The sequence below is a fragment of the Amycolatopsis sp. NPDC102522 genome, from assembly GCF_055584485.1.
This window is the reverse complement of record NZ_JBVJLY010000008.1, coordinates 208131-227714: the sequence shown is the minus strand read 5'-3', so window position 1 is coordinate 227714 and position 19584 is coordinate 208131. Positions and strand designations below refer to the sequence as shown.

The following is a 19584-nucleotide window of genomic DNA, read 5'->3' as shown; positions in this document are numbered from 1 at the left end:
ACTCCAACGGCCGCACGGCAGGCACCCCGAGGAGTTCTCGGCCGGTTCCGCATAACACCTCAGCACAATCGCTGGACCGACAGTGTGCGGGTATTAAAGCGCCGAGTAATGGTGCATAACGCTTTCTCATGCAATGGAAAAAGCGGCATTCGGGTGGCCTTTTTGCATTACCTGAAAGTGCGCTTGTGCGGGCAAAACGCCTTGCTATGTTGATCCCTGCGGGGCCGCACATCGGGGCATGACCGGCACGCCGCGGTTTGTGGATCTTGTTTGTTCACGTGACTATCGAAGGGTGGACCTTGCTGTGACCGTGACCGAATCGGGCACTTCCGCCGAAGGTGTCCAGGGGTCGGAAAATCCGCAGCTGAGTTTGGGCCGGGCCGCCGCGCGCAACCTCGCGACCACGACGAAATCCGTTCCGCAGATGCAGGGCATTTCGTCCCGCTGGCTGCTGAAGATGCTCGATTGGGTTCAGGTCAACGGTGGTGCCTATCGGGTCAACCGGCGGCTCAATTACGCCGTCGGAGACGGACGGGTGACGTTCTCGAAGGCGGGCACCGAAGTGAGCGTGATCCCGGCGGAACTGGGAGAACTGAAACCGCTCAAGGGTTACGACGACGAAGAGGTACTCGCCGAACTCGCGCGCCGTTTCGAACAGCAGGAAGTGGCGGCGGGCGACGTCCTCGTCGAATTCGGGCACCGCGCCGACCGGGTCTACCTCATCGCGCACGGCAAGATCACCAAGACCGGCCCCGGTCCTTACGGTGACGAGACCGCGCTGGGCGTGGTCAAGGACGGTGACTACTTCGGCGCGCAGGCCCTCGTCGCCGACGACGGCATCTGGGAGTTCACGGCCAAGGCGGCCACCGCCTGCACCGTACTCACCCTGACCCGCCAGGCCTTCGAACGCGTACTGGAGCAGTCGGAATCGCTGCAGGCGCAGATCGAGCAGACGTCGCAGGACTCCGGGCGTGCCAACGATTTCGGCGAGGCCGAGATCGACATCTCTTCCGGGCACGACGGTGAGCCGCTGCTGCCGGGCACGTTCGTCGACTACGAGACCTCGCCTCGGGAATACGAACTGAGCGTCGCCCAGACCGTGCTGCGGGTCCACAGCCGAGTGTCCGACCTGTACAACCAGCCGATGGACCAGACCGAGCAGCAGCTCCGCCTGACCATCGAGGCGCTGCGCGAGCGACAAGAGCACGAAATGATCAACAACACGGACTTCGGCCTGCTCCACAACGCCGACTTCACCCAGCGCATCGCGACGCGCACCGGACCGCCCACTCCGGACGACTTCGACGACCTGCTCGCCCTGGTGTGGAAGGAACCCGGCTTCTTCCTCGCGCATCCGCGCACGATCGCCGCGTTCAGCCGCGAGTGCAGCAAACGCGGCATCTACCCGACCGGCGCCGACCTCGGCGGACACAAGGTGCCGTCCTGGCGCGGCGTCCCGATCCTGCCGTGTAACAAGATCCCGGTGAGCCAGACCAGCACCAGCTCCGTACTCCTGATGCGCACCGGTGAGAAGAACCAGGGCGTGGTCGGCCTGCGTCAGATCGGCCTACCGGACGAGTACGAGCCCGGGTTGAACGTCCGCTTCATGGGGATCTCGGAGCAGGCCATCATCTCCTACCTCGTCAGCACGTACTACTCCGCCGCCGTGCTCGTGCCGGACGCGCTGGCCGTGCTCGAAGCCGCCGAACTCGGCCGCGAAGGATGACCGCCACGACGCCGGAGGCCGACCGCCGGCTCAGTCTCGGCCCCGCGGCCGCGCGGAACCTGGCGACGACCACCAAGACGCCGCCGCAGATGCAGAGCATCACCCCGCGCTGGCTGCTGAAGATGCTGCCCTGGGTCGAAGCGACCGGTGGCACCTTCCGGGTCAACCGGCGGCTGACCTACGCCATCGGCGACGGTCGGGTGAGCTTCACCAACGTCGGCACCGAGGTCCGGGTCGTCCCGCAGGAACTCGCGGAACTGGCGCTGCTGCGGGGTTTCGACGACGAGGACACGCTCACCGCACTCGCCGACCGGTTCGTGCAGCACGAATACCGGCCCGGTGAGACCATCGTCAGCCACGGCTCCCCGCTCGACGAGGTCGTGCTGGTCGCGCACGGCAAGGTCGCCAAGGTGGCGCCGGGCGAGTACGGCGCCGAAGCCACCATCGGCAGCATGGCCGACGGTGACCACTTCGGTGACGAAATGCTCGCCGGCATCGACCGGAACTGGCCGTTCACCGTCAAGGCCGTCACCCCGGTCATCGTGCTGACCCTACGCGCCGACGACTTCGCCGACCTCAACGGCCGGTCCGAGGCGATGCGCCGTCACGTGCAGGACATGCTGGCACACAAGGGAAAGCCGCAGAACGCCAAGGGTGAGTCCGAGATCGGGATGTCGTCCGGGCACGACGGCGAGCCGCTGCTGCCGGGCACGTTCGTCGACTACGAGATCTCGCCGCGCGAGTACGACTTGGCCGTCGCGCAGACGGCGCTGCGGGTGCACACGCGGGTGACCGATCTCTACAACGGGCCGATGGACCAGTTCGACGAGCAGCTCCGGCTGACCGTGTCGGCGCTTCGGGAGCGGCAGGAACACGACCTGATCAACAACCGCGAGTTCGGACTGCTGCACAACGCCGACCTCAAGTCGCGGTTCCAGACCCGGACGGGCCCGCCGACACCCGACGACATGGACGAACTGGTCAGCCGTCGCCGCAAGACGAAGTTCTTCCTCGCCCATCCGCGCACGATCGCCGCTTTCGGCAGGGAATGCACGCGCCGCAACCTGTATCCGGAAGGCACCACGGTCGACGGCAAGGTGGTCGCCGCGTGGCGCGGGGTCCCGCTGCTGCCCTGCGACAAGATCCCGATCACCGAAAACGGCACGTCCTCGATCCTCGCCATGCGGACCGGGTTGGAGGACAACGGCGTGATCGGGCTGCACCAGACCGGCCTGCCCGACGAATACGAACCGGGCCTGAACGTGCGCTTCGAAGGGATCACGGAGCAGGCTGTCGCCACCTATCTGGTGAGCACCTACTACTCGGCCGCCGTGCTCGTGCCCGACGCGCTCGGTGTCCTGGAGAACGTCGAGGTCGCGCGTTGACCCCCCGCCCCGCAACCACCACGAACAACAAGGCTCCAGAAAGGACCACACACGTGACGATCGCCCGTACTCCCGCTCCCGCCAAGGTTCTGCGCACCGAGTACCAGAAGTCGGTGGCGTCCTACTGGAACAAGGAGAAGGACCCGGTCAACCTGCGACTGGGCGACGTGGACGGGCTCTACCACCACCACTACGGGGTGGGCGAGGTCGACTGGTCGGTGTTGGAGGGCCCCGAAGGCACTCGCGACGAGCGGATCATCGCCGAAATGCACCGCCTGGAGACAGCGCAGGCGGACGTCCTGCTCGACCATCTCGGCGACGTCAAACCGGACGACCGGCTCCTCGACGCCGGCTGCGGGCGCGGCGGTTCCAGCATCATGGCCAACGCGCGCTTCGGCTGCCACGTAGACGGGATCTCGATCTCGGAGAAGCAGGTCGAGTTCGCCAACCACCAGGCGGACGTCAGGGGTGTCGCCGACCGGGTGCGCTACCACTTCCGCAACATGCTCGACACGGGCTTCGAAACCGGCTCGCGCAAGGCGATCTGGAACAACGAAAGCACCATGTACGTGGACCTCCACGAGCTCTTCGCCGAGCACGCGCGACAGCTGGAGTTCGGCGGCCGCTACGTCACCATCACCGGGTGCTACAACGACGTGACCGGTGGCCGGTCCAAGGCCGTCGCGCAGATCGACCAGCACTACACCTGCAACATCCATCCGCGCAGCCAGTACTTCAAGGCGATGACGGCCAACGACCTGGTGCCGATCTCGGTGGTGGACCTGACCGCGGACACGATCCCGTACTGGGAACTGCGGGCGAAGTCTTCGGTGGCGACCGGGGTCGAGAAGCCGTTCCTCGACGCCTACCGCGAAGGCAGCTTCCACTACCTGCTCATCGCCGCGGACCGCGTCTGATCCCGCGAGACCACCGGAGTGAAGTGATGACGGAACACGGTGCGCTGGCCACGCTGCTGGCCGGTCCGAGCGGACTGGGTACGTCCGCGGCCCGGCTGGCGGCACGGCTGACCGCTGTTTCTCCGGCGGTGGAGGAGACTCCGCCGCCGGAGGCGCCCGTTCTCGACCCCGCGTACGCGTACCGGCCGTGGGGTGACGGGTCGGCGCCGCCGCTGTACGTCCCCGTCGCCGAACGGATCAACGACCCGCTCGGCGACGAGGTCGACAGGCGACTGGTCGCGTGGGCGGGGGAGTGCGGGTTCGACGAGGGGGAGTGCGAGCAGATCGGGAAGGCGGGCTTCGGCAGGCTGGTCATGCTCGCCCACCCGGACTGCGAAGACCCCGACAAGCTGCTGATCTCCGCGAAGCTCAACGCCGCCTGGTGGGCGGCCGACGACCTCTACGCCGACGACACCTCACTCGGCGCGGTGCCGGCGGAACTGCCGCCGAAGCTCGCGCTGGCGATGGCCGCCATGGACCCGGTGCCGTCGTTGGGCGAATTCAGCCGCGATCTCGACGAAACGTTGCGGAAGGACAGGGTTCTGGTGGCCCTGAACTCCGGAACGGACTACCTGCGGCAGAACGGGACAGCCGCGCAGGTCAACCGCGTCTGCTATTCGACCTTCGCGATGTTCGTGAGCTGGAGCGCCTACGCGGCATGGCGCCACAGCGGGAAATACCCGCCGGCGTGGGAGTACCTGGCGGCCCGGCAGCACGACAGCTTCTACACCTCGATGACGTTGATCGACGTCCTCGGTGGCTACGAACTGACGTCGAACCTCTACTACGACCCGCGGGTCCGCGAGGCGGCGATCCAAGCGGGCACGGCCGCCGTGCTCGTCAACGACGTGCACTCGGTCGCCAAAGATCTGGAGGACGAGTCGCCACCGTGCAACGCGGTCCTGCTGATCGCCGACGACCGGAAGTGCTCGATCGAAGAGGCCACGGCGATCACCGTCGAGTTGCACAACGACGTCGTCCAGGACTTCCAGGCGGCGCACGAGAAGCTGAGCGCTGTGCCTTCCCTTGAGCTGCAACGGTTCTTACGTGGATTGCGGGGATGGATGGGCGGCGGGTTCGAATGGCACTCGACGAGTCCGCGGTACAAGCTCGTGAGTGGTACGGACGGTTATTGAGGGGTAAGGCAAACCTGGTGTGTTGTGGACGGTGTCGGTGGCTGAAGGACGCTTCCTCTCATCGCATGCGGGGAAAGTCCCCTTCAGCCCCTCGCTCACCCGGACCGGACACGCCGACCCGGCACCTTTGCGCTACCCCTCGATAACTCCACTTACCACTCACGAGACGCTGTGGCATTTGGAGTGATGTCTCCAATGTGGCGTTGGGGACATTCAGCGTCCCCAACGCCACATTCGGGGTATCGCGGTGGTGCATGGCTGGGCATGTCGCGAAAGCCACTTTCGGGACGTCTGATGTCGCGAAAGTGGCTTTCGCGACATGCCAGATTTGCCTTTCGGCCCAATAGAACGTCCTTGGCAACCACGACCCCCTGCAAAGCGCCCAAATCGGGCGCTCCGGTCGGAAAAGTCGTCCCTTGTGGACAGCCGAGGCCTCAGTCGGCTCCCGATGGGCCAGTTCAGACCGCGCCGCGAAGGCCTTGCCTTGAAGGCAGCGGGTTCGAATGGCACACGACGAGTCCGCTGTACAGCTCGTGAGTGGTAAAGACGGTTAGAACCGTACTTGTTACTCACGAGGCACAACGCTAAACGACACCCGCTTCGATCAACTGGCCCCAGATCACGCCTTGGTCCACGACCTCGACCTCGAGCTTCTCGGCCTTGGTGAGCTTGCTCGCGCCGACGTCGGCGCCGGTGATCAGCAGGTCGGTGTTCGCCGAAACCGACGACGCGATGGCCGCGCCCGCCCTTTCGCACAGTCGCTGGAACGTCGGGCGCGGCACCTTCTCGCCGGAACGGGGGTCGCTGATCGAACCGGTGACCACGACTGTCTTGCCTTCCAGCGGCGCACCGGCCGCGACGACGGGCGGGAGATCCTCTTCACGCACGTCCAGCGAGACACCGACCTCCCGCAGCCGCTCGAGCTCGGGCCGCAGCCGGGTCAGGTGCTCGATCAGGGACGCGGCGACCTTCGGGCCGATGTCCTCTACGGCGACGAGCCCCTCTTCGCCCGCCTCGGCGACGTCCTCCAGCGAACCGAAGCCCGCGCGACACAACCGTGCGGCGGTGCCCTCGGAGGCCATCGGGATCGCCAGGCCGATCAGCGCCCGGCGCAGCCCGACTCCACGGCTCGCGTCGATCGACTCGATCATGCGGGTGGCGGAGATGTCGCCGATGCGGTCGAATTCCAGCAGCGTTTCCTTGGTGAGCCGGTAGAAGTCCGACGGGTGCTCGAGAATCCCGGCCTCGGCGAGCCGCTCGATCCAGACGCCGCCGATCGCGTCGATGTCCGCGGCCGCGCGGGAAGCCCAGTGGATCAGCCGCCGGACGGTCTGGGCGGGGCAGGCGACGTTGGTGCAGAACAGTTCCCGGCTGTTGCCCTGTTCGGTCAAGGGCTCTTCGCACGACGGGCACACCGACGGCGGCACGATCTCCCGCTCCTCGCCGGTGCGTTTGGCGGCGTCGAGGACGCCTGCCACGAACGGGATCACGTCGCCGGCGCGGCGCACGAGCACGGTGTCACCGATCTTGATGCCGCGGGCGCGGATGACCTCCTGGTTGGCCAGCGTCGCCCGGGTGACCGTGGTCCCGCCGACGAACACCGGCTCCAGCCACGCGACGGGGGCGATCTTGCCGGTCTTGCCGACATCCCAGACCACGTCGGCGAGCACGGTGGTCTTCTCCTCGGCGGCGAACTTGAACGCCAGCGCGCCGCGCGGGGAGCTGGACCGCGTTCCGGCGGCGGCGTAGGCGTCGCGATCCGCCAGGCGCAGGACCGCACCGTCGAGGTCGTAATCGAGGTCGTTGCGCTGCTGCTCGATGGTCGTGATGACGGCCTGCGCCGCCTCGGCGTCTTCGCAGTGCCGCATGTCGGCGGCGGCGAACCCGAGCGTCCGCAGCGCGCCGTCGAGATCGGTTTCCGCGCTGTCGGGCTCTGTGGAGAGATCGAAGGCGAAGAACTGGAGGCGCCGTTCGGCGACGGTGGCCGGATCCTTGGCGCGCAGGGTCCCGGCGGCGGCGTTACGCGGGTTGATCAGCGGTTTGTCCGGGTGGACCTTGTTGTACGCGGCGAAGGTGGACCGGAGCATGACGGCCTCGCCGCGGACCTCGACCCGGCCGGGCGCTTCGACCTTGTCCGGGACGCCGTCGGTCAGCGCCCGCACCAGCATGGTCACGTCGTCGCCGGTGGTTCCGTCGCCGCGGGTGACCGCCCTGGCGAGCCGCCCGTTTTCGTAGACCAAGGCCAGCGACAGGCCGTCCAGCTTCGGCATGACGACCACCGATTGCCCGGGGAAGCGGGTGAAGAAAGCCGCGACCTGCTCGGGCTTGGTCGCCTTCTCCAGCGACAGCATCGGGCGCGAGTGCCGGATGGGCGCGTGCAGGACGGCGGGCGCGCCGACCTGATCGAGCGGGTTCGGGTCCGGGGTCAGCTCCGGGTTGCCCTCGATGAGCCCCCGCAACTCGTCTTCGATCGCGTCGTAGTCGGCGTCGGCCACTTTCGGCGAGCCCCGGTAGTAGGCGTCGCGAAGGACGACGATCTGGTCGGCGAGTTCTTGGATGCGGTCCCGAGCGTTCACGGGGCTGAGATTACCCGTGACCACCGACAGAACAGTGTCCGAAGAGGACTCGTGTCACGGGTTGATGGCGAGTACCAGGAACGAGGCCAGCAGGACAAGGTGAACGCCGCCCTGCAGCCGGGTCGCCCGGCCGGGGACGACCGTGAGCACGCTGACCGCGATCGTCAGCGCGAGCAACACGATGTGGGTCGCGCCGAGACCCAGCAGCAGCGGCCCGTCCAGCCAGATCGACGCCAGCGCGATGGTCGGGATGGTGAGCCCGATGCTCGCGATCGCCGAACCGTAGGCGAGGTTGAGGCTGGTCTGCATCCGGTCGCGCCGCGCGGCCCGCGTCGCGGCCAGGGTTTCCGGCAGCAGCACCAGCAGGGCGATCACGACACCGACGAACGACTGCGGGAAGCCTGCCGCGCTGACCCCCGCTTCGATCGCGGGTGATTCGACCTTCGCCAGGCCGACGACAGCGATCAGGGCCACCAGCAGCAACCCGAGGCTGGTCAGCGCCGCCTTGCTGGTCGGCGGTTCGGCGTGTTCCTCCTCCTTGACGGAGCCGTCGCTGTCGACAGGCAGGAAGAAGTCGCGGTGACGGACGGTCTGTGTGAGCACGAAAAGGCCGTAGAGCAGCAGCGACGCGATAGCGGCGAAGGTGAGCTGCGTGCTGTTGAAGGCGGGCCCGGGAGTGCTGGTGGTGAACGTCGGCAGCACGAGGGTGACGGACGCGAGTGTCGCCACGGTGGCGAGGGCGCCGCCGCTGCCTTCCGGGTTGAAGTGCGTCTCGCCGTAGCGGCGCGCGCCGACCATGAGCGAAATGCCGGCGATGCCGTTCATGGTGATCATCACCGCGGCGAACACCGTGTCCCTGGCCAGAGTCCCGGCTTCGGGTCCGCCGGAGGACATCATCGTCACGATCAGCGCGACCTCGATGACCGTGACAGCGATCGCCAGTACCAGTGAGCCGAAGGGTTCCCCGACGCGATGCGCGACCACTTCGGCGTGGTGCACCGCGGCCAGCACGGTCCCGCCGAGGGCGATCGCGACGATGGCGACCGGTATCGGGCCCAGGTCGCGGCCCCAGCTCAGCACCAGGACGACTATGGCGAGGACCGGCATGGCAGTGGTCCAGGACACGGGGAATCGTCTGCGCGAAGCGGCCATGACGTCACCTTCGCACACCCTGCGTGACGTCGCCGCTCCATGGGGGGCGCAGGGTGACGAAGTTCTTGGTGGACGCCGTTCTCTGTGAGAAGCCTGTTCAGAGGGCCGCACGCCGCATTGACGCCACATAAACGCCTCATTCGCGCACTGGTCCAGCACGACGCTGCCCAGCATCGTTGATCGAGTGAGCCGCCACCGATCCACTTCTCGGGCGCCGGAGGTCCCCGCGCCGATCGAAGGCGTCAAGAAGCAAGAGGTGATCGCGCCACCGTCGCGAAGCGAGCACATGACGCGACGAAATCCTCATGGACGAGGTGGGCGCTAGCTCGCACCCACTCCGTTCAGGAAGGTGCCGACGAGCAGGTCTGCGGCGCGCGGGGCGTCCATTTCCTCTTGCGAGGCGAGGTGGAGGAGCTGGATCAGCAGACGGCTCGCCCAGCCGTCCGGGAGGTCCGCGCGGAGGAATCCCTCGTCCGTGGCGCGCCGCAGGAACGTGTCCACTTCGGCGGTGAGCCGGCTTCGGCGTTCCTGGATGGACGGTTCGGCGCGCATCCGGGTCAGCTCGACCGGCCAGACGCGGTTGACCTCGATGATTCCTTCGACGTAGCGGTGCAAGGCCACGGGGACCGCCGTCTCGGTGAAGCGGGCCGCGCGGACGACCTCCTCGACCGCGGCCAGCCGGGAGTCGTAGATGGCCGCCAAGAGGTCTTCGCGGGAGTCGAAGCGCCGATAGACGGTGCGCCTGTCGACTCCGGCTTCGGCGGCGATCGCGCTGATGCTGGCCGAGGGGTCGTGAGCGAGCATCCGCGCGCCCGTGGTCAGGACGGCTTCGAGATTGCGTGCCGCATCAGCTCTCATGGCCGGGAATGTATCACGCGACTGTGTCGTTAACTGCCATAAATGCTACGTTGATGTGACAGTTAGAGAGGCGGAACGATGATCACGAACGACAAGCTCTTCATCGGAGGCGAGTGGACGACGCCGAGCGATCCGGCGCCGCTGGACATCGTGTCCCCGCACGACCAGTCGGTTCTGGGCCGCGTCGTCCAGGCGCTCCCCGCCGACGTCGACCGTGCTGTCGCCGCGGCCAGGACAGCCTTCGACGAGGGACCGTGGCCGCGGACTCCGCCGGAAGAGCGGATCGCGGTGCTCCGGCGGCTGAACGCGCTGAGGGAGGCCCGCGCGGATGAGATCGCCGCGGTGATTTCGGCCGAGAACGGCTCGGCCCTCTGGTTCACGCGGGCCGGACAGCCCGGCGTGGGACGTCTGGCCGTCTCGTATCTGAAGGCGGCTGAGGAATTCAGGTGGGAAGAGACGCTCACGCCCTCGGACCCGTCCGCGCCGTTCCGCTCGATCGTGTGCCGGGAACCGATCGGCGTGGTCGCCGCGATCATCCCGTGGAACTCGCCGTTCTCGGCGTCACTGGCGAAGATCATCCCGGCGCTGCTCGCGGGGAACACGGTCGTCCTCAAGGTCTCGCCGGAGAACTCGCTCAGCATGAGCCTGCTCGCGGACCTGCTGGCGGAGTCGGGGCTTCCGTCCGGGGCGATCAGCGTGCTTCCCGCGGACAGGGAGACCAGCGAATACCTGGTGAAGCACCCCGGCGTCGACAAGATCGCGTTCACTGGTTCGACCGCCGCCGGCCGCCGGATCGCGTCGCTGGCGGGGGCACAGCTGAAGCGGGTCAGCCTGGAACTCGGTGGCAAATCCGCGGCCGTGATCCTGCCCGACGCCGTCCTGGCGGACGTGATCGCCGGGCTGAAGTTCGGGTCGCTGCTCAACAACGGCGAAGCGTGCATCGCGCAGACGCGGATCCTCGCGCCTCGGAGCCGCTACGAAGAAGTCGTCGCCGGACTCAAGGAAATGATGGAGTCCCTCGTCGTCGGAGACCCGGCCGACGAGAAGACCTTCATCGGCCCGATGGTGCGGCCCGGCCAGCAGCAGCGAGTGCGGGAGTACATCGAGATCGGCATCGCCGAGGGCGCGCGCGTGGTCAGCGGAGGCTCCGAAGTCCCGGAAGGACTAGACAAAGGAAATTACGTCACGCCGACGTTGTTCGCCGACGTCGACAGCACGATGCGCATCGCCCAGGAAGAGATCTTCGGGCCGGTTCTCGTCGTCATTCCCTACGACGACGAGGACGACGCTGTCCGCATCGCCAACGACTCGGAGTACGGGCTCTCCGGCGGCGTGTGGTCGGCCGACGAAAGTCACGCGCTCGCTGTCGCACGGCGGATGCGCACCGGGACGGTCACCGTCAACGGGGCGCCGATCGGCTTCGACGGCCCCTTCGGCGGGTTCAAGGCCAGTGGCCTCGGTCGCGAATACGGTGCCGCCGGCCTCGCGCAGTACGTGGAGCTCAAGACCGTCACCGTCCCGGCACGATGACGGTCGCGAACAGTCACGCGAGACGGGCGTTGGGGATCTTGACCGTGATCCGCTGGTCTCCGGCCACGATCCGCTGAAGCCGGAACCGGCAGAGCGTGTGGAACATTTCGCCCAGTTCTTCAGGGTCGATGCGGCCTTCGAGGTCTCGCCGGCTCGCGTTGAGGACCCGGCTGATCACGACCGCGGGCACACGGCCACCGAACTCGCCCATCAGCCAGACACCGATTTCGCCGATCTCCTCCGTGATCGTGCGCTGCGCGGTCATCAGCCTTACCCCTCTGCGTCGGAGTTCCGCCGGGCTTGCCCCGGCGAAACCGCGACGTGCGACGGGAAAGCCCATGACGGGAAATCCGTGAGATTGCTCTGCTCGGCCCAATCGGCCTCGCTCACGAGATCCGAGCGCTCACGTTCCGTGTTCCCGGTCCGTCTCGTCGTCGGTTGCACGGAACCGTGCAGCGGGCCGGAGTGATCTCCGGGGAAACCCCGATGTGATCGACAGCGGCGTGTGACAGCCTCGGTACTGACCATTGTGGACAGTCAGGGAGGAGGGCGCACGCGTAGTGGCCCCACCAAGGGATGAAGTAGTGGAGCAGTGGATTGCGGAGCTGACGGTCTTGACCGAGCTCTACCGGGCGGCGGAGATCGAGAGATCGACGGAGACGGTGTCGCATGCCGGGTGGCACGCCGGGGCCCGGCTCTGGGCGGGAACCGCGAACGGGCGGTTGCTGGCCTACAACGACTCGGGTGTCGAGGCGGAGTGCGTCTTCCGGGAGGGGGAACGCACGCTGTTCAACATCATGAGCACCGGGTACGGGACCGACGTCACCGAGCGCGGGTTCGCGGTGTGGAGTTCGCGGCCGGGAGCGCTGGGAGCGATCGACTCCGGAGTGAGCCGGTTGGAGGTGACCGGCCCGGACGGCGTCGTCGTCCGGGCCGACATCGTGGCTCACACCTTCGCCGTGGACGTGGATCTGGGGCCGGCTCCCCAGACGATCGACGAGGTGTTCGCGCCGTGGGAGCCGCCGGAGCTGACGGTCCGGGTGTACGGCGAGGGCGACACGTTGCGCTACGAAGGCCTCTTGCTGGCCAAGTGACCTGATGTGAAGGCCCCCTTCAACGCGACGAAGGGGGCCTTCACGTAATCAGGAGATCAGCCGTTCGGAGTCGTGATCACCGCGAACTTCGACCCCTGGCTCGCGATCCGCTCGCTGAGGTCGGTGGTGATCGTCTCGATCGGCGCGTAGTTGTTCAACTCACCGGCCTGGCAGGGGCCCGACCGGGACTGCTGGTTGCCGATCAGGATGCCCAGCGCCGCGTGATCGGCCTGGCTGAACAGCGGTCCGCCGCTGTCGCCCGGACGAGCGCACAGGTCGGTGTTGATGCCGACGTCCGTGGACAGGACCCGGCCACAGCGGGTCCCGACGAGGTAGCCGGCGCCCGCGCCACTGTCGACGGAATCCGGGTAGTTCACCGCGCTCGACGCCGTCCCGGAAGCGCAGACGACCCAGCCCGCTTTGATGTCGGCGAGCTTGTGCGCACTGGTGATGGACTCGTCGACCGAAGTGGCCTGCTGGCCGCACGGGGTGTCACCGTTGCTGTCCATGCCACCGTTGCGGCAGTACTTCAGCACCCGGTTGCGACCGGTCTGGCCTTCGAGCCATTTCGTGGCCGCCGCGTCGTTGACGTACGGAAGAGCCGCGTAGTCGTACGGGTACGAGCTCTTCTCGATACCGTGCTGCTGCAGCACCTCGTTGCCGTTGTGCTGCGTCGGCGTGTTGTTGGTCTTCGTCCGCATGCAGTGACCAGCGGTCAGAACCCAGCCCTTGCCGGGGAAACCGCCGCCGGTGGACCGCAGGTTGAAGGCGCTGGTGCAACCGCCCCAGGTGCCGTCGTCCCGCTTCATGTCCAGCCGGAGGCCGCCGCGCATCGGGCCGTAGTTCGTGCAGTAGAGCGGATGGCAGAAACCCAGGTCCACGTTCGGCGTGGACAGCGCGTTCGGATTCGCCAGCACGCGGGAGACCACCACGCCGGATTCCGCCGCCGCGGCCTTGCGAGCGGTGTTCACTTCGGCGGTCACGACGTCGCCGGCGGCGCGCACGGCCGCCTTCTCCTGCGCCACCCAGGCACGTTCCCACAGCACGACACGGTTCTCGGACTCACTCACCGCGGGCAGGTAGACCGCTTCCGGTCCTGCGCCGACCTTCGCCGCGACGCGTTCCTTCGCCGCCGTCAGCTGCTGCAACGAGTGCTCGACCCGCTGCGTGCGAACATCGGCACGGCTGGGCATCGCCTTGAGATACGGCTCGGCCGCCGCGGGCTTGGTCATGGCCACGACCAGCTGGCCCTTGTCCTGATCGAGCCACATGCCGCCGTACTCGGCGCCTCGATCGCGGCGCAGCAGCTCGTCCAGCTTGACGCCGTCGGTCTGCAACTCCAGACGGCGTAACGCCTCCTGTTCGTTCACCCGGTAGCTCTCGACCAAGTACCGCACCGACTCCCGCACCGAAGCGGGGTCGAGCGGGGTGTGGAACGACTGCACGGTGTCGGCCAACGCCGGGCTGCCCAGTGCCGTGGTCGCTGCCAGCACCGAAACGGCCAGGGCCCCCAGTCTTCTAGCTCTCCGCACGAGATCTCCTCACATGTCGGGGACTTCGCGACCATTTAACCGGAGGACGCGGGAGTGGCGGGGAGAGTTGCCGACAACGAAGGGCCCCGTGTCGGTCTTTCCGGCCGACACGGGGCGAAAGTCCGGTTACAGACTCGGTTCCCGCCGCTGTTTTCCATGGCGGGCCTTGACGATCCAGGCGCCGAAGAGGGTCAGCAGACCGACGCAGGTCCCCGCCGACACACCGACCTCCGGTGTGCTGATCCTGACGACGCCGACGACGACCACGCCGCCGATCGTCAGCAGGAGGCACATCCGCAGTGTCGGGGCCCAGCCGGCGAGCACCGCCATCGCGAGGCAGAGCCAGCTGTCGCGGGTCTGCACTTTGCGGTGGCGTCCCGTGCTCCTCAGGAGGGGCCGCGCGGCGCGGATCATTTCCGCGGAGGTGGCGACCCGGCGAGGCGGTTCTTCGAGGTGCTCGATGACAACTTTGACCCGACGAGGCGGGCTGTTGTCTGGTGTCTTCGCATTATCAGGCTGTAAGGTCACGGCGTCCTGTCCTTGTTCTAGCGAGCGGGTCAACGGACATCCGCGTGGCCTCCTGTTCCAGCAGGGGGCCACGCGCGCGTTACCGGTTCTTGACTCGGTGCGGCTGAGCTCATCTTGGCGAAAGCAGACTGTGACCGTTCAGTAGTACAGCGTGTGTCGCGCTGAACGGTATGCACGCGTCGCTCAACGGTCTGGGTGACTCCAAAAGCTACTCAAAGTAGTCGGTAGCGCCAAACGGACGAGTGCCGTCAAACGGGTCCGACGGCCCGGCCGCTTGCCTTCCCGGCGTCGAACCAGGTCACCGCGATATGCACTGTCGCACTGATCATCGCAGGTGAAGAGTCATTTTGTGGAGGCTGTGCACAGCGTCTTCGCAGTTTGAAAAATGCTGATCGCAACTCCCGATTACGGTCACCTTTCGCCAAGCTCGGCGAAATTCGAGCATCCATGCTCACTTTGGGTTCACCCGATCGGGCGGTCGAGTGCCTGCTGGTGCTTCGTCTGTATTCCAACAGTGAGTCACTGGTCTGATCGGGTGGTGACACTCCGAACATGTTCTCGCCGGTAAGGCGGTCGCCGTCTACCGAAGGTCTCCTTCGGCGCGGTGCTCGATCTGCTCGCGGAGGATGTCGCCGTGCCCGGCGTGCCGTGCGAAGTCCTCGATCAGCAGCAAGTAGACGAACCGCAGGCTCACGTCGCCGACGCGAGGGTGGACCTTGATCACGTCGAGGTCGAAGCCGGCGGCGATCACGCGAGAACGCGCACTGGCCCGCTCGAATTCGGCGATCACGTCGGCCACTGTCTCGTTGTCGCCGACGATGAAACTGGCATCGCCCGGCGTCGTACCGCCGTCGCATTCACTCTCGGCCAGACCACCGAGGACATGCTGGAACCAGATCCGTTCGGCGACCGCGGCGTGCTTGAGCAGGCCGATCGGTGTGGTCAGGGACGCGACGAGACGGCGGCGGGCGTCGTCTTCGGACAGGCCGCGTACCGCGTTGACCACTTCGGCCCGGTTGCGGTCGAGCATGGCTTCGAGGAGACGGCGTTCGGCGCCGGTGGTGACGGGTGGCAACGACCAGGTCATCGTCGGCTCGATTCGTTTCAGCTGAGCAGGAGAAGGGCGTAGTAGGCCAGGAAGTGTTCGACCATGTACGGGCCGCCGGTGGTCTGAGGCAGCGAGGCCCGGGTGTGCGCGTGCGCGGTGTCGAACATGGCGGGGATCCGGTCGTCGCCCTCGGGGAGGGCGCGCGCGAGGCGGTCCCAGCACCAGGCGCGGTGCAGGTTGAGCCCGTGCAGGTGGGCCATCTGCCCGTCGGTCGGGTCGGTCACGGTCGCCGGGGTGAAAAGGGTCGCGGGTTTCCGCCCGGCGATACCGGGCAGGAACCGCTCCAGCCAGTCGGCGAACTCGGTCGCGGACAGCAGGCGGGTCATCAGCTCGGCTTCGGCGAGGGCGGGGGAGAGGAAGTCGGCGCCGGAGGGTTCCCAGGAGCCGGGATAGTCGCGGTCGGCTCCGAACCACCGCCAGGCCGTCTCGGTGATGACCCGCAGCAGGCGCGGGTCGCCCTGGTCGGCGAGGTGGCCGGCGTACGGCAGCGCGCGGGACAGCCCGAACGCGCCGTTGTCGTGCACCCCGTACCGGATCGGATAAGTGGCCTGCGGCAACCAGCCGAGGTACCGGGTCACGAAGACCGCGCTCAGCTCCTGCAGGCCTGTCGACCACCGCGCGGCATCCGGATCGTCCCAGGTGACGGTCTCGAAGGTGAGCTCCAGCAGCGCGGACCAGCCATAGGGGCGTTGCGTGGTTCGGTGTTCCTCAGGCGTGAAGAAAGCGACCTCACCCGCGAGCGCCTCGACGGTCAGATGGTCGTCGAGTGCGCGGCGGATCTCCTCGGCAGGCACGAGTTCGGCGTGGTGACGCAGCAGGCGGACCAGTACCCAGAACATCTCCACACAGGAATGCCAGTCGAAACTGCCGTAGAAGCACGGATGCGACAGTCTCGGGGCGAGGATGGGCACGCCTTCGAAATGCCAGTGACTCTCGTGGTGCGGATACTCGCGCACGACGTTCGTCAACGCCGTCCTGGCCAGATCACCGGCACTCGCCCGCAGCGACCGGCCGCGTTCGCTGTCCCATTCGGTCATCGGTACCCCCTGTCCGATCCGTATGCGACAACCCTACTTGCGACCGGCGTGAGCGGTCGGGGATCGCATCGTCCACAGTGGATTCACCGCACCGGCCTCGGTGACCGGATTTCCCGTCGGGTAGAACAAGGGGCATGCTGGGTGTCATCGGGTTCGTGCTGGCCATGCTGGGCGTCATCGTCGTGGTGGGCGCGATCAGCCATCGCCTCGGCCTGCCGGATCCGGTGCTGCTGACCGTCGTCGGCCTCGTGTACGCCCTGCTCCCCGGGCCGAACCTGCACTTGGAGCCCGAGTTCGTCCTCGACGTCATCCTTCCGCCGCTGCTGTACAACGCCGCGCTCGGATCGAGTCTGCTGGCGATCCGCAGCAGGTTGCGCTCGGTCGTCAGCCTGTCAGTACTGCTGGTACTGGCGACAGCCTTCGCGGTCGGCGGGCTGCTGACCTGGCTGGTCCCGGTGATCCCGCTCGCGGCGGCCATCGCGCTCGGCGCGGCGGTCGCCCCGCCGGATCCCGTGGCGGCGCTGGCCGTCGGCCGCCGGGTCGGGCTGCCCGCGAAGCTGTCCACCCTGATCGAGGGTGAGGGCCTGCTCAACGACGCCACGGCGCTGACGATCTACAAGATGGCGCTCGCCGTCGCGATCGGCGGCAGTTTCTCGTTCGGTCTCGCGACGGGTGAGTTCGCCCTCGCCACGATCGGCGGCCTGCTGGTCGGCGTGGTCGTGGCGTTCCTCGTGCGGATATCCCGCCGCGTCCTGGCGGATCCCCTTTCGGCGAACGCGGTCTCGCTGGCGACGCCGTTCGCCGCGTACGTGCTCGGCGAGACCATCCACGGCTCGGGTGTCCTGGCTGTCGTGGTGGCCGGGCTGATCATCGGACACCAGACGCCGCGGCTGCAGACCGGAGCGAGCAGGCTGCAGACCGGTGCGGTGTGGAGCCTGGTCAACTACCTGCTCGAAGGATTCGTCTTCCTGCTCATCGGTCAGCAGCTGCCCGCCGTCATCGCCGGGCTCGGCGGCTACCCGGTCAGCTCGGTGATCTTGACCGCGGTGGTCACGGTGGGCGCCGTCCTGCTGGTCCGGCCGCTGTGGCTGGTGCTGACCCAGCTCTTCCCACGGCGGCTGCACGCCCGGCTCGGCAGCGCGGACGAAACCGGGGAGGCTTCGGAGCGGGCGCTGACGGGCAAGGAGATCGCGGGGCTGAGCTGGGCGGGCACCCGCGGGGTGATCACGCTCGCGGCCGCGTTCGCCATTCCGGTCGTGACGGCGGACGGGAGCCCGTTCCCCGCGCGTGACCTGCTGTTGTTCTCGGCGTTCCTGGTGGTCCTGGTGACGCTGGTCGGCCAAGGCGTGACTTTCGGGCCGCTCCTGAAACGCCTCGGCCTGCGCGCCGACGTCCAAGACCAGGCGCGGCTGCGCAACCAGGCACGCAGCGCGGCCATCGATGCGGCTCTCGCGCGCCTGGAGCAACTCGTCGACGAGGAGGACGTGCCGGACGAGGCGGTGGCTGTGATGCGCAAGAACCTCGAAGGCCGTCAGCGGCGTTATCGGGCACGGCTGGCCTACCTCGAGGACAACCCGCTCACGCCTCGGGCTCCCGGATACGAGGCCGCCGTCCGCGCCCGGCACAGCATCATCGAGGCGCAGCGCGAAGAACTCCTTCGGTGGCGTGACGCCGGCCGGTTGCCCGACGCCAGTCTGAGGATCCTGCAGACCGAACTCGACCATGAGGAGAACGCGCTGATGCCGACGTCCGGCAAGTGAGGGTGCTCGAATCGATCTACGATGAAGGCGTGGACGAACGACCGATCACCACAGCGCAGGTCAATTTCCGCCGGGTCGCCGAAGAGCTCGAAAGCATGGGGACCCAGGATCGTTTCACCTACATCTTCCGATCCCGATTGTGGAGTTCCTCCTCGGTTTCCGGCCCCGGCTCCGAGTCCGTCCAGACTCGGGAGCTCCGCGAACGACTGCCGGTTCTCCTCGAACGCTTCGGCGTGCGCAGCCTGCTCGATCTGCCGTGCGGGGACTTCGGCTGGCTCAGCGAGGTGGATCTCGACCTCGACCGGTACATCGGTGCCGACATCGTCACCGATCTGGTCGAGGCGAACGCCGCACGGTTCCACGACGATCCGGTGCGGGAGTTCCGGACGCTCGACCTGATCGGGGATCCGCTGCCGTCCGCCGATCTGGTGCTGTGCCGGGATTGCCTGGTGCACTTGAGCTTCGCCGACATCGAGCGAGCGCTGTGCAACCTGCATCGGAGCGGTTCCCGGTACCTGCTGACCACGACTTTCACCGAACTCGGCACCAACACCGACATCGTGACGGGCGACTGGAGGCCGTTGAACCTGTGCCGGGAACCGTTCGGATTCCCGGCACCGCTGGCCGTGCTGGTCGAGGGGTGCACCGAAGAGGGCGGCGCCTACGCCGACAAGTCCTTGGGATTGTGGGAGATCGCCACGCTCGTGGACTGACCTACCGGAGCGGGAAGTCGGCTCCGTGTTCCTCCGCCGGCCGGGGACCGTGGATCCGCCGATCGCTTTCGGCGATGGCCACGTCGTTGATGCTCGCCTCGCGACGGCTCATGAGACCGTGCTCGTCGAACTCCCACAGTTCGTTGCCGTAGCTGCGCCACGACTGTCCGGCCTGGTCGTGCCACTCGTACTGGAACCGGACGGCGATCCGGTTCTCGGTGAACGTCCAGAGGTTCTTGCGCAGCGCGTAGTCCTGCTCCCGATCCCACTTCGCGGTCAGGAACGTGACGATCTCTTCGCGTCCCTGGACGAACGTATCCCGGTTCCGCCACACCGAGTCCGGCGTGTACGCCGATGCCACCCTGCGGGGATCGCGGGTGTTCCAGGCGTCTTCGGCGGCTTGGACCTTCCTCAGTGCCGACTCCCGCGTGAACGGCGGGTAGGGCGGGCGATCTTCCGACATCGTCGACCTCCTCAGGTGGAGAACGTGCGT

At 67.2% G+C, this 19584-nt stretch carries 17 protein-coding genes; 8 read left to right on the top strand and 9 right to left on the bottom strand.

Going from position 1 to position 19584, the window contains the following annotated elements; genetic code table 11:
* Window positions 1-304 precede the first annotated feature (304 nt).
* The 4 genes from ACZ6YV_RS21110 to ACZ6YV_RS21095 are packed head-to-tail and all read left to right on the top strand — an operon-like array spanning window position 305 to window position 5203.
* Window positions 305-1726 carry a family 2B encapsulin nanocompartment shell protein gene (locus ACZ6YV_RS21110; protein ID WP_465511224.1) on the top strand — a complete coding sequence of 474 codons (1422 nt, stop codon included), beginning with the start codon at window positions 305-307 and terminating at the stop codon, window positions 1724-1726.
* Window positions 1723-3111: a family 2B encapsulin nanocompartment shell protein gene (locus ACZ6YV_RS21105; RefSeq protein ID WP_465511223.1), complete on the top strand. Its 1389-nt coding sequence runs from the start codon at window positions 1723-1725 to the stop codon at window positions 3109-3111. The genes ACZ6YV_RS21110 and ACZ6YV_RS21105 overlap by 4 nt, the downstream gene beginning before the upstream one ends.
* A 53-nt stretch (window positions 3112-3164) precedes the next feature.
* Complete coding sequence (locus tag ACZ6YV_RS21100; protein ID WP_465511222.1) at window positions 3165-4028, top strand: geranyl diphosphate 2-C-methyltransferase; 864 nt, start codon at window positions 3165-3167, stop codon at window positions 4026-4028.
* Window positions 4029-4054: 26 nt separating this feature from the next.
* Window positions 4055-5203 (top strand): family 2 encapsulin nanocompartment cargo protein terpene cyclase, encoded by a 1149-nt coding sequence (locus ACZ6YV_RS21095; protein ID WP_465511221.1) that lies wholly within the window; start codon window positions 4055-4057, stop codon window positions 5201-5203.
* 584 nt (window positions 5204-5787) lie between these two features.
* Here the strand turns inward: ACZ6YV_RS21095 and ligA are convergent.
* The 3 genes from ligA to ACZ6YV_RS21080 form a co-directional block, all read right to left on the bottom strand.
* Entirely contained in the window at window positions 5788-7779 is a 1992-nt protein-coding gene (gene ligA / locus ACZ6YV_RS21090; protein ID WP_465511220.1) for an NAD-dependent DNA ligase LigA, read from the bottom strand.
* Between the two features lie 54 nt (window positions 7780-7833).
* Window positions 7834-8931 (bottom strand): calcium:cation antiporter, encoded by a 1098-nt coding sequence (locus ACZ6YV_RS21085; protein ID WP_465511219.1) that lies wholly within the window; start codon window positions 8929-8931, stop codon window positions 7834-7836.
* Between the two features lie 321 nt (window positions 8932-9252).
* Window positions 9253-9789 carry a TetR/AcrR family transcriptional regulator gene (locus tag ACZ6YV_RS21080; protein ID WP_465511218.1) on the bottom strand — a complete coding sequence of 179 codons (537 nt, stop codon included), beginning with the start codon at window positions 9787-9789 and terminating at the stop codon, window positions 9253-9255.
* A 78-nt stretch (window positions 9790-9867) separates the two neighbouring features.
* Between ACZ6YV_RS21080 and ACZ6YV_RS21075 the strand changes: the two genes are divergently transcribed.
* Window positions 9868-11319, top strand: coding sequence for an aldehyde dehydrogenase (locus tag ACZ6YV_RS21075; protein WP_465511217.1), 1452 nt, complete (start codon window positions 9868-9870; stop codon window positions 11317-11319).
* A 13-nt stretch (window positions 11320-11332) separates the two neighbouring features.
* On the opposite strand, the gene ACZ6YV_RS21070 is transcribed toward ACZ6YV_RS21075, so the two are convergent.
* A complete protein-coding gene (locus ACZ6YV_RS21070; RefSeq protein ID WP_465511216.1) occupies window positions 11333-11584 on the bottom strand; it encodes a hypothetical protein in 252 nt (83 codons plus the stop codon).
* Between the two features lie 319 nt (window positions 11585-11903).
* Here ACZ6YV_RS21070 and ACZ6YV_RS21065 point away from each other — a divergent pair, with 319 nt between their 5' ends.
* Window positions 11904-12413, top strand: coding sequence for a hypothetical protein (locus ACZ6YV_RS21065; protein ID WP_465511215.1), 510 nt, complete (start codon window positions 11904-11906; stop codon window positions 12411-12413).
* Window positions 12414-12469: 56 nt separating this feature from the next.
* On the opposite strand, the gene ACZ6YV_RS21060 is transcribed toward ACZ6YV_RS21065, so the two are convergent.
* The 4 genes from ACZ6YV_RS21060 to ACZ6YV_RS21045 all read right to left on the bottom strand — a co-directional run bounded on the left by ACZ6YV_RS21060 (window position 12470) and on the right by ACZ6YV_RS21045 (window position 16618).
* Entirely contained in the window at window positions 12470-13945 is a 1476-nt protein-coding gene (locus ACZ6YV_RS21060) for a trypsin-like serine protease (RefSeq protein WP_465511214.1), read from the bottom strand.
* 126 nt (window positions 13946-14071) lie between these two features.
* Window positions 14072-14308, bottom strand: coding sequence for a hypothetical protein (locus ACZ6YV_RS21055; protein WP_465511213.1), 237 nt, complete (start codon window positions 14306-14308; stop codon window positions 14072-14074).
* A gap of 745 nt (window positions 14309-15053) precedes the next feature.
* A complete protein-coding gene (locus ACZ6YV_RS21050; RefSeq protein ID WP_465511212.1) occupies window positions 15054-15560 on the bottom strand; it encodes a DinB family protein in 507 nt (168 codons plus the stop codon).
* Window positions 15561-15577: 17 nt separating this feature from the next.
* On the bottom strand, window positions 15578-16618 hold the full coding sequence (locus ACZ6YV_RS21045; RefSeq protein WP_465511211.1) for a DUF2891 domain-containing protein: 1041 nt from the start codon (window positions 16616-16618) through the stop codon (window positions 15578-15580).
* Between the two features lie 134 nt (window positions 16619-16752).
* On the opposite strand from ACZ6YV_RS21045, the gene ACZ6YV_RS21040 reads away from it, so the two are divergent.
* Window positions 16753-18378 (top strand): Na+/H+ antiporter, encoded by a 1626-nt coding sequence (locus tag ACZ6YV_RS21040; RefSeq protein ID WP_465511210.1) that lies wholly within the window; start codon window positions 16753-16755, stop codon window positions 18376-18378.
* A gap of 29 nt (window positions 18379-18407) precedes the next feature.
* A complete protein-coding gene (locus tag ACZ6YV_RS21035) occupies window positions 18408-19091 on the top strand; it encodes a class I SAM-dependent methyltransferase (protein ID WP_465511209.1) in 684 nt (227 codons plus the stop codon).
* A gap of 1 nt (window position 19092) precedes the next feature.
* Here the strand turns inward: ACZ6YV_RS21035 and ACZ6YV_RS21030 are convergent, their stop codons facing one another.
* On the bottom strand, window positions 19093-19554 hold the full coding sequence (locus ACZ6YV_RS21030; protein ID WP_465511208.1) for a nuclear transport factor 2 family protein: 462 nt from the start codon (window positions 19552-19554) through the stop codon (window positions 19093-19095).
* Between the last annotated feature and the right edge of the window lie 30 nt (window positions 19555-19584).

Coding starts and splice junctions, on each gene's coding strand:
- ACZ6YV_RS21105 (WP_465511223.1), top strand. CDS start 1,723: ATGACCGCCACGACGCCGGAGGCCGACCGCCGGCTCAGTCTCGGCCCC.
- ACZ6YV_RS21095 (WP_465511221.1), top strand. CDS start 4,055: ATGACGGAACACGGTGCGCTGGCCACGCTGCTGGCCGGTCCGAGCGGA.
- ACZ6YV_RS21085 (WP_465511219.1), bottom strand. CDS start 8,931: ATGGCCGCTTCGCGCAGACGATTCCCCGTGTCCTGGACCACTGCCATG.
- ACZ6YV_RS21080 (WP_465511218.1), bottom strand. CDS start 9,789: ATGAGAGCTGATGCGGCACGCAATCTCGAAGCCGTCCTGACCACGGGC.
- ACZ6YV_RS21075 (WP_465511217.1), top strand. CDS start 9,868: ATGATCACGAACGACAAGCTCTTCATCGGAGGCGAGTGGACGACGCCG.
- ACZ6YV_RS21070 (WP_465511216.1), bottom strand. CDS start 11,584: ATGACCGCGCAGCGCACGATCACGGAGGAGATCGGCGAAATCGGTGTC.
- ACZ6YV_RS21050 (WP_465511212.1), bottom strand. CDS start 15,560: ATGACCTGGTCGTTGCCACCCGTCACCACCGGCGCCGAACGCCGTCTC.
- ACZ6YV_RS21045 (WP_465511211.1), bottom strand. CDS start 16,618: ATGACCGAATGGGACAGCGAACGCGGCCGGTCGCTGCGGGCGAGTGCC.
- ACZ6YV_RS21040 (WP_465511210.1), top strand. CDS start 16,753: ATGCTGGGTGTCATCGGGTTCGTGCTGGCCATGCTGGGCGTCATCGTC.
- ACZ6YV_RS21030 (WP_465511208.1), bottom strand. CDS start 19,554: ATGTCGGAAGATCGCCCGCCCTACCCGCCGTTCACGCGGGAGTCGGCA.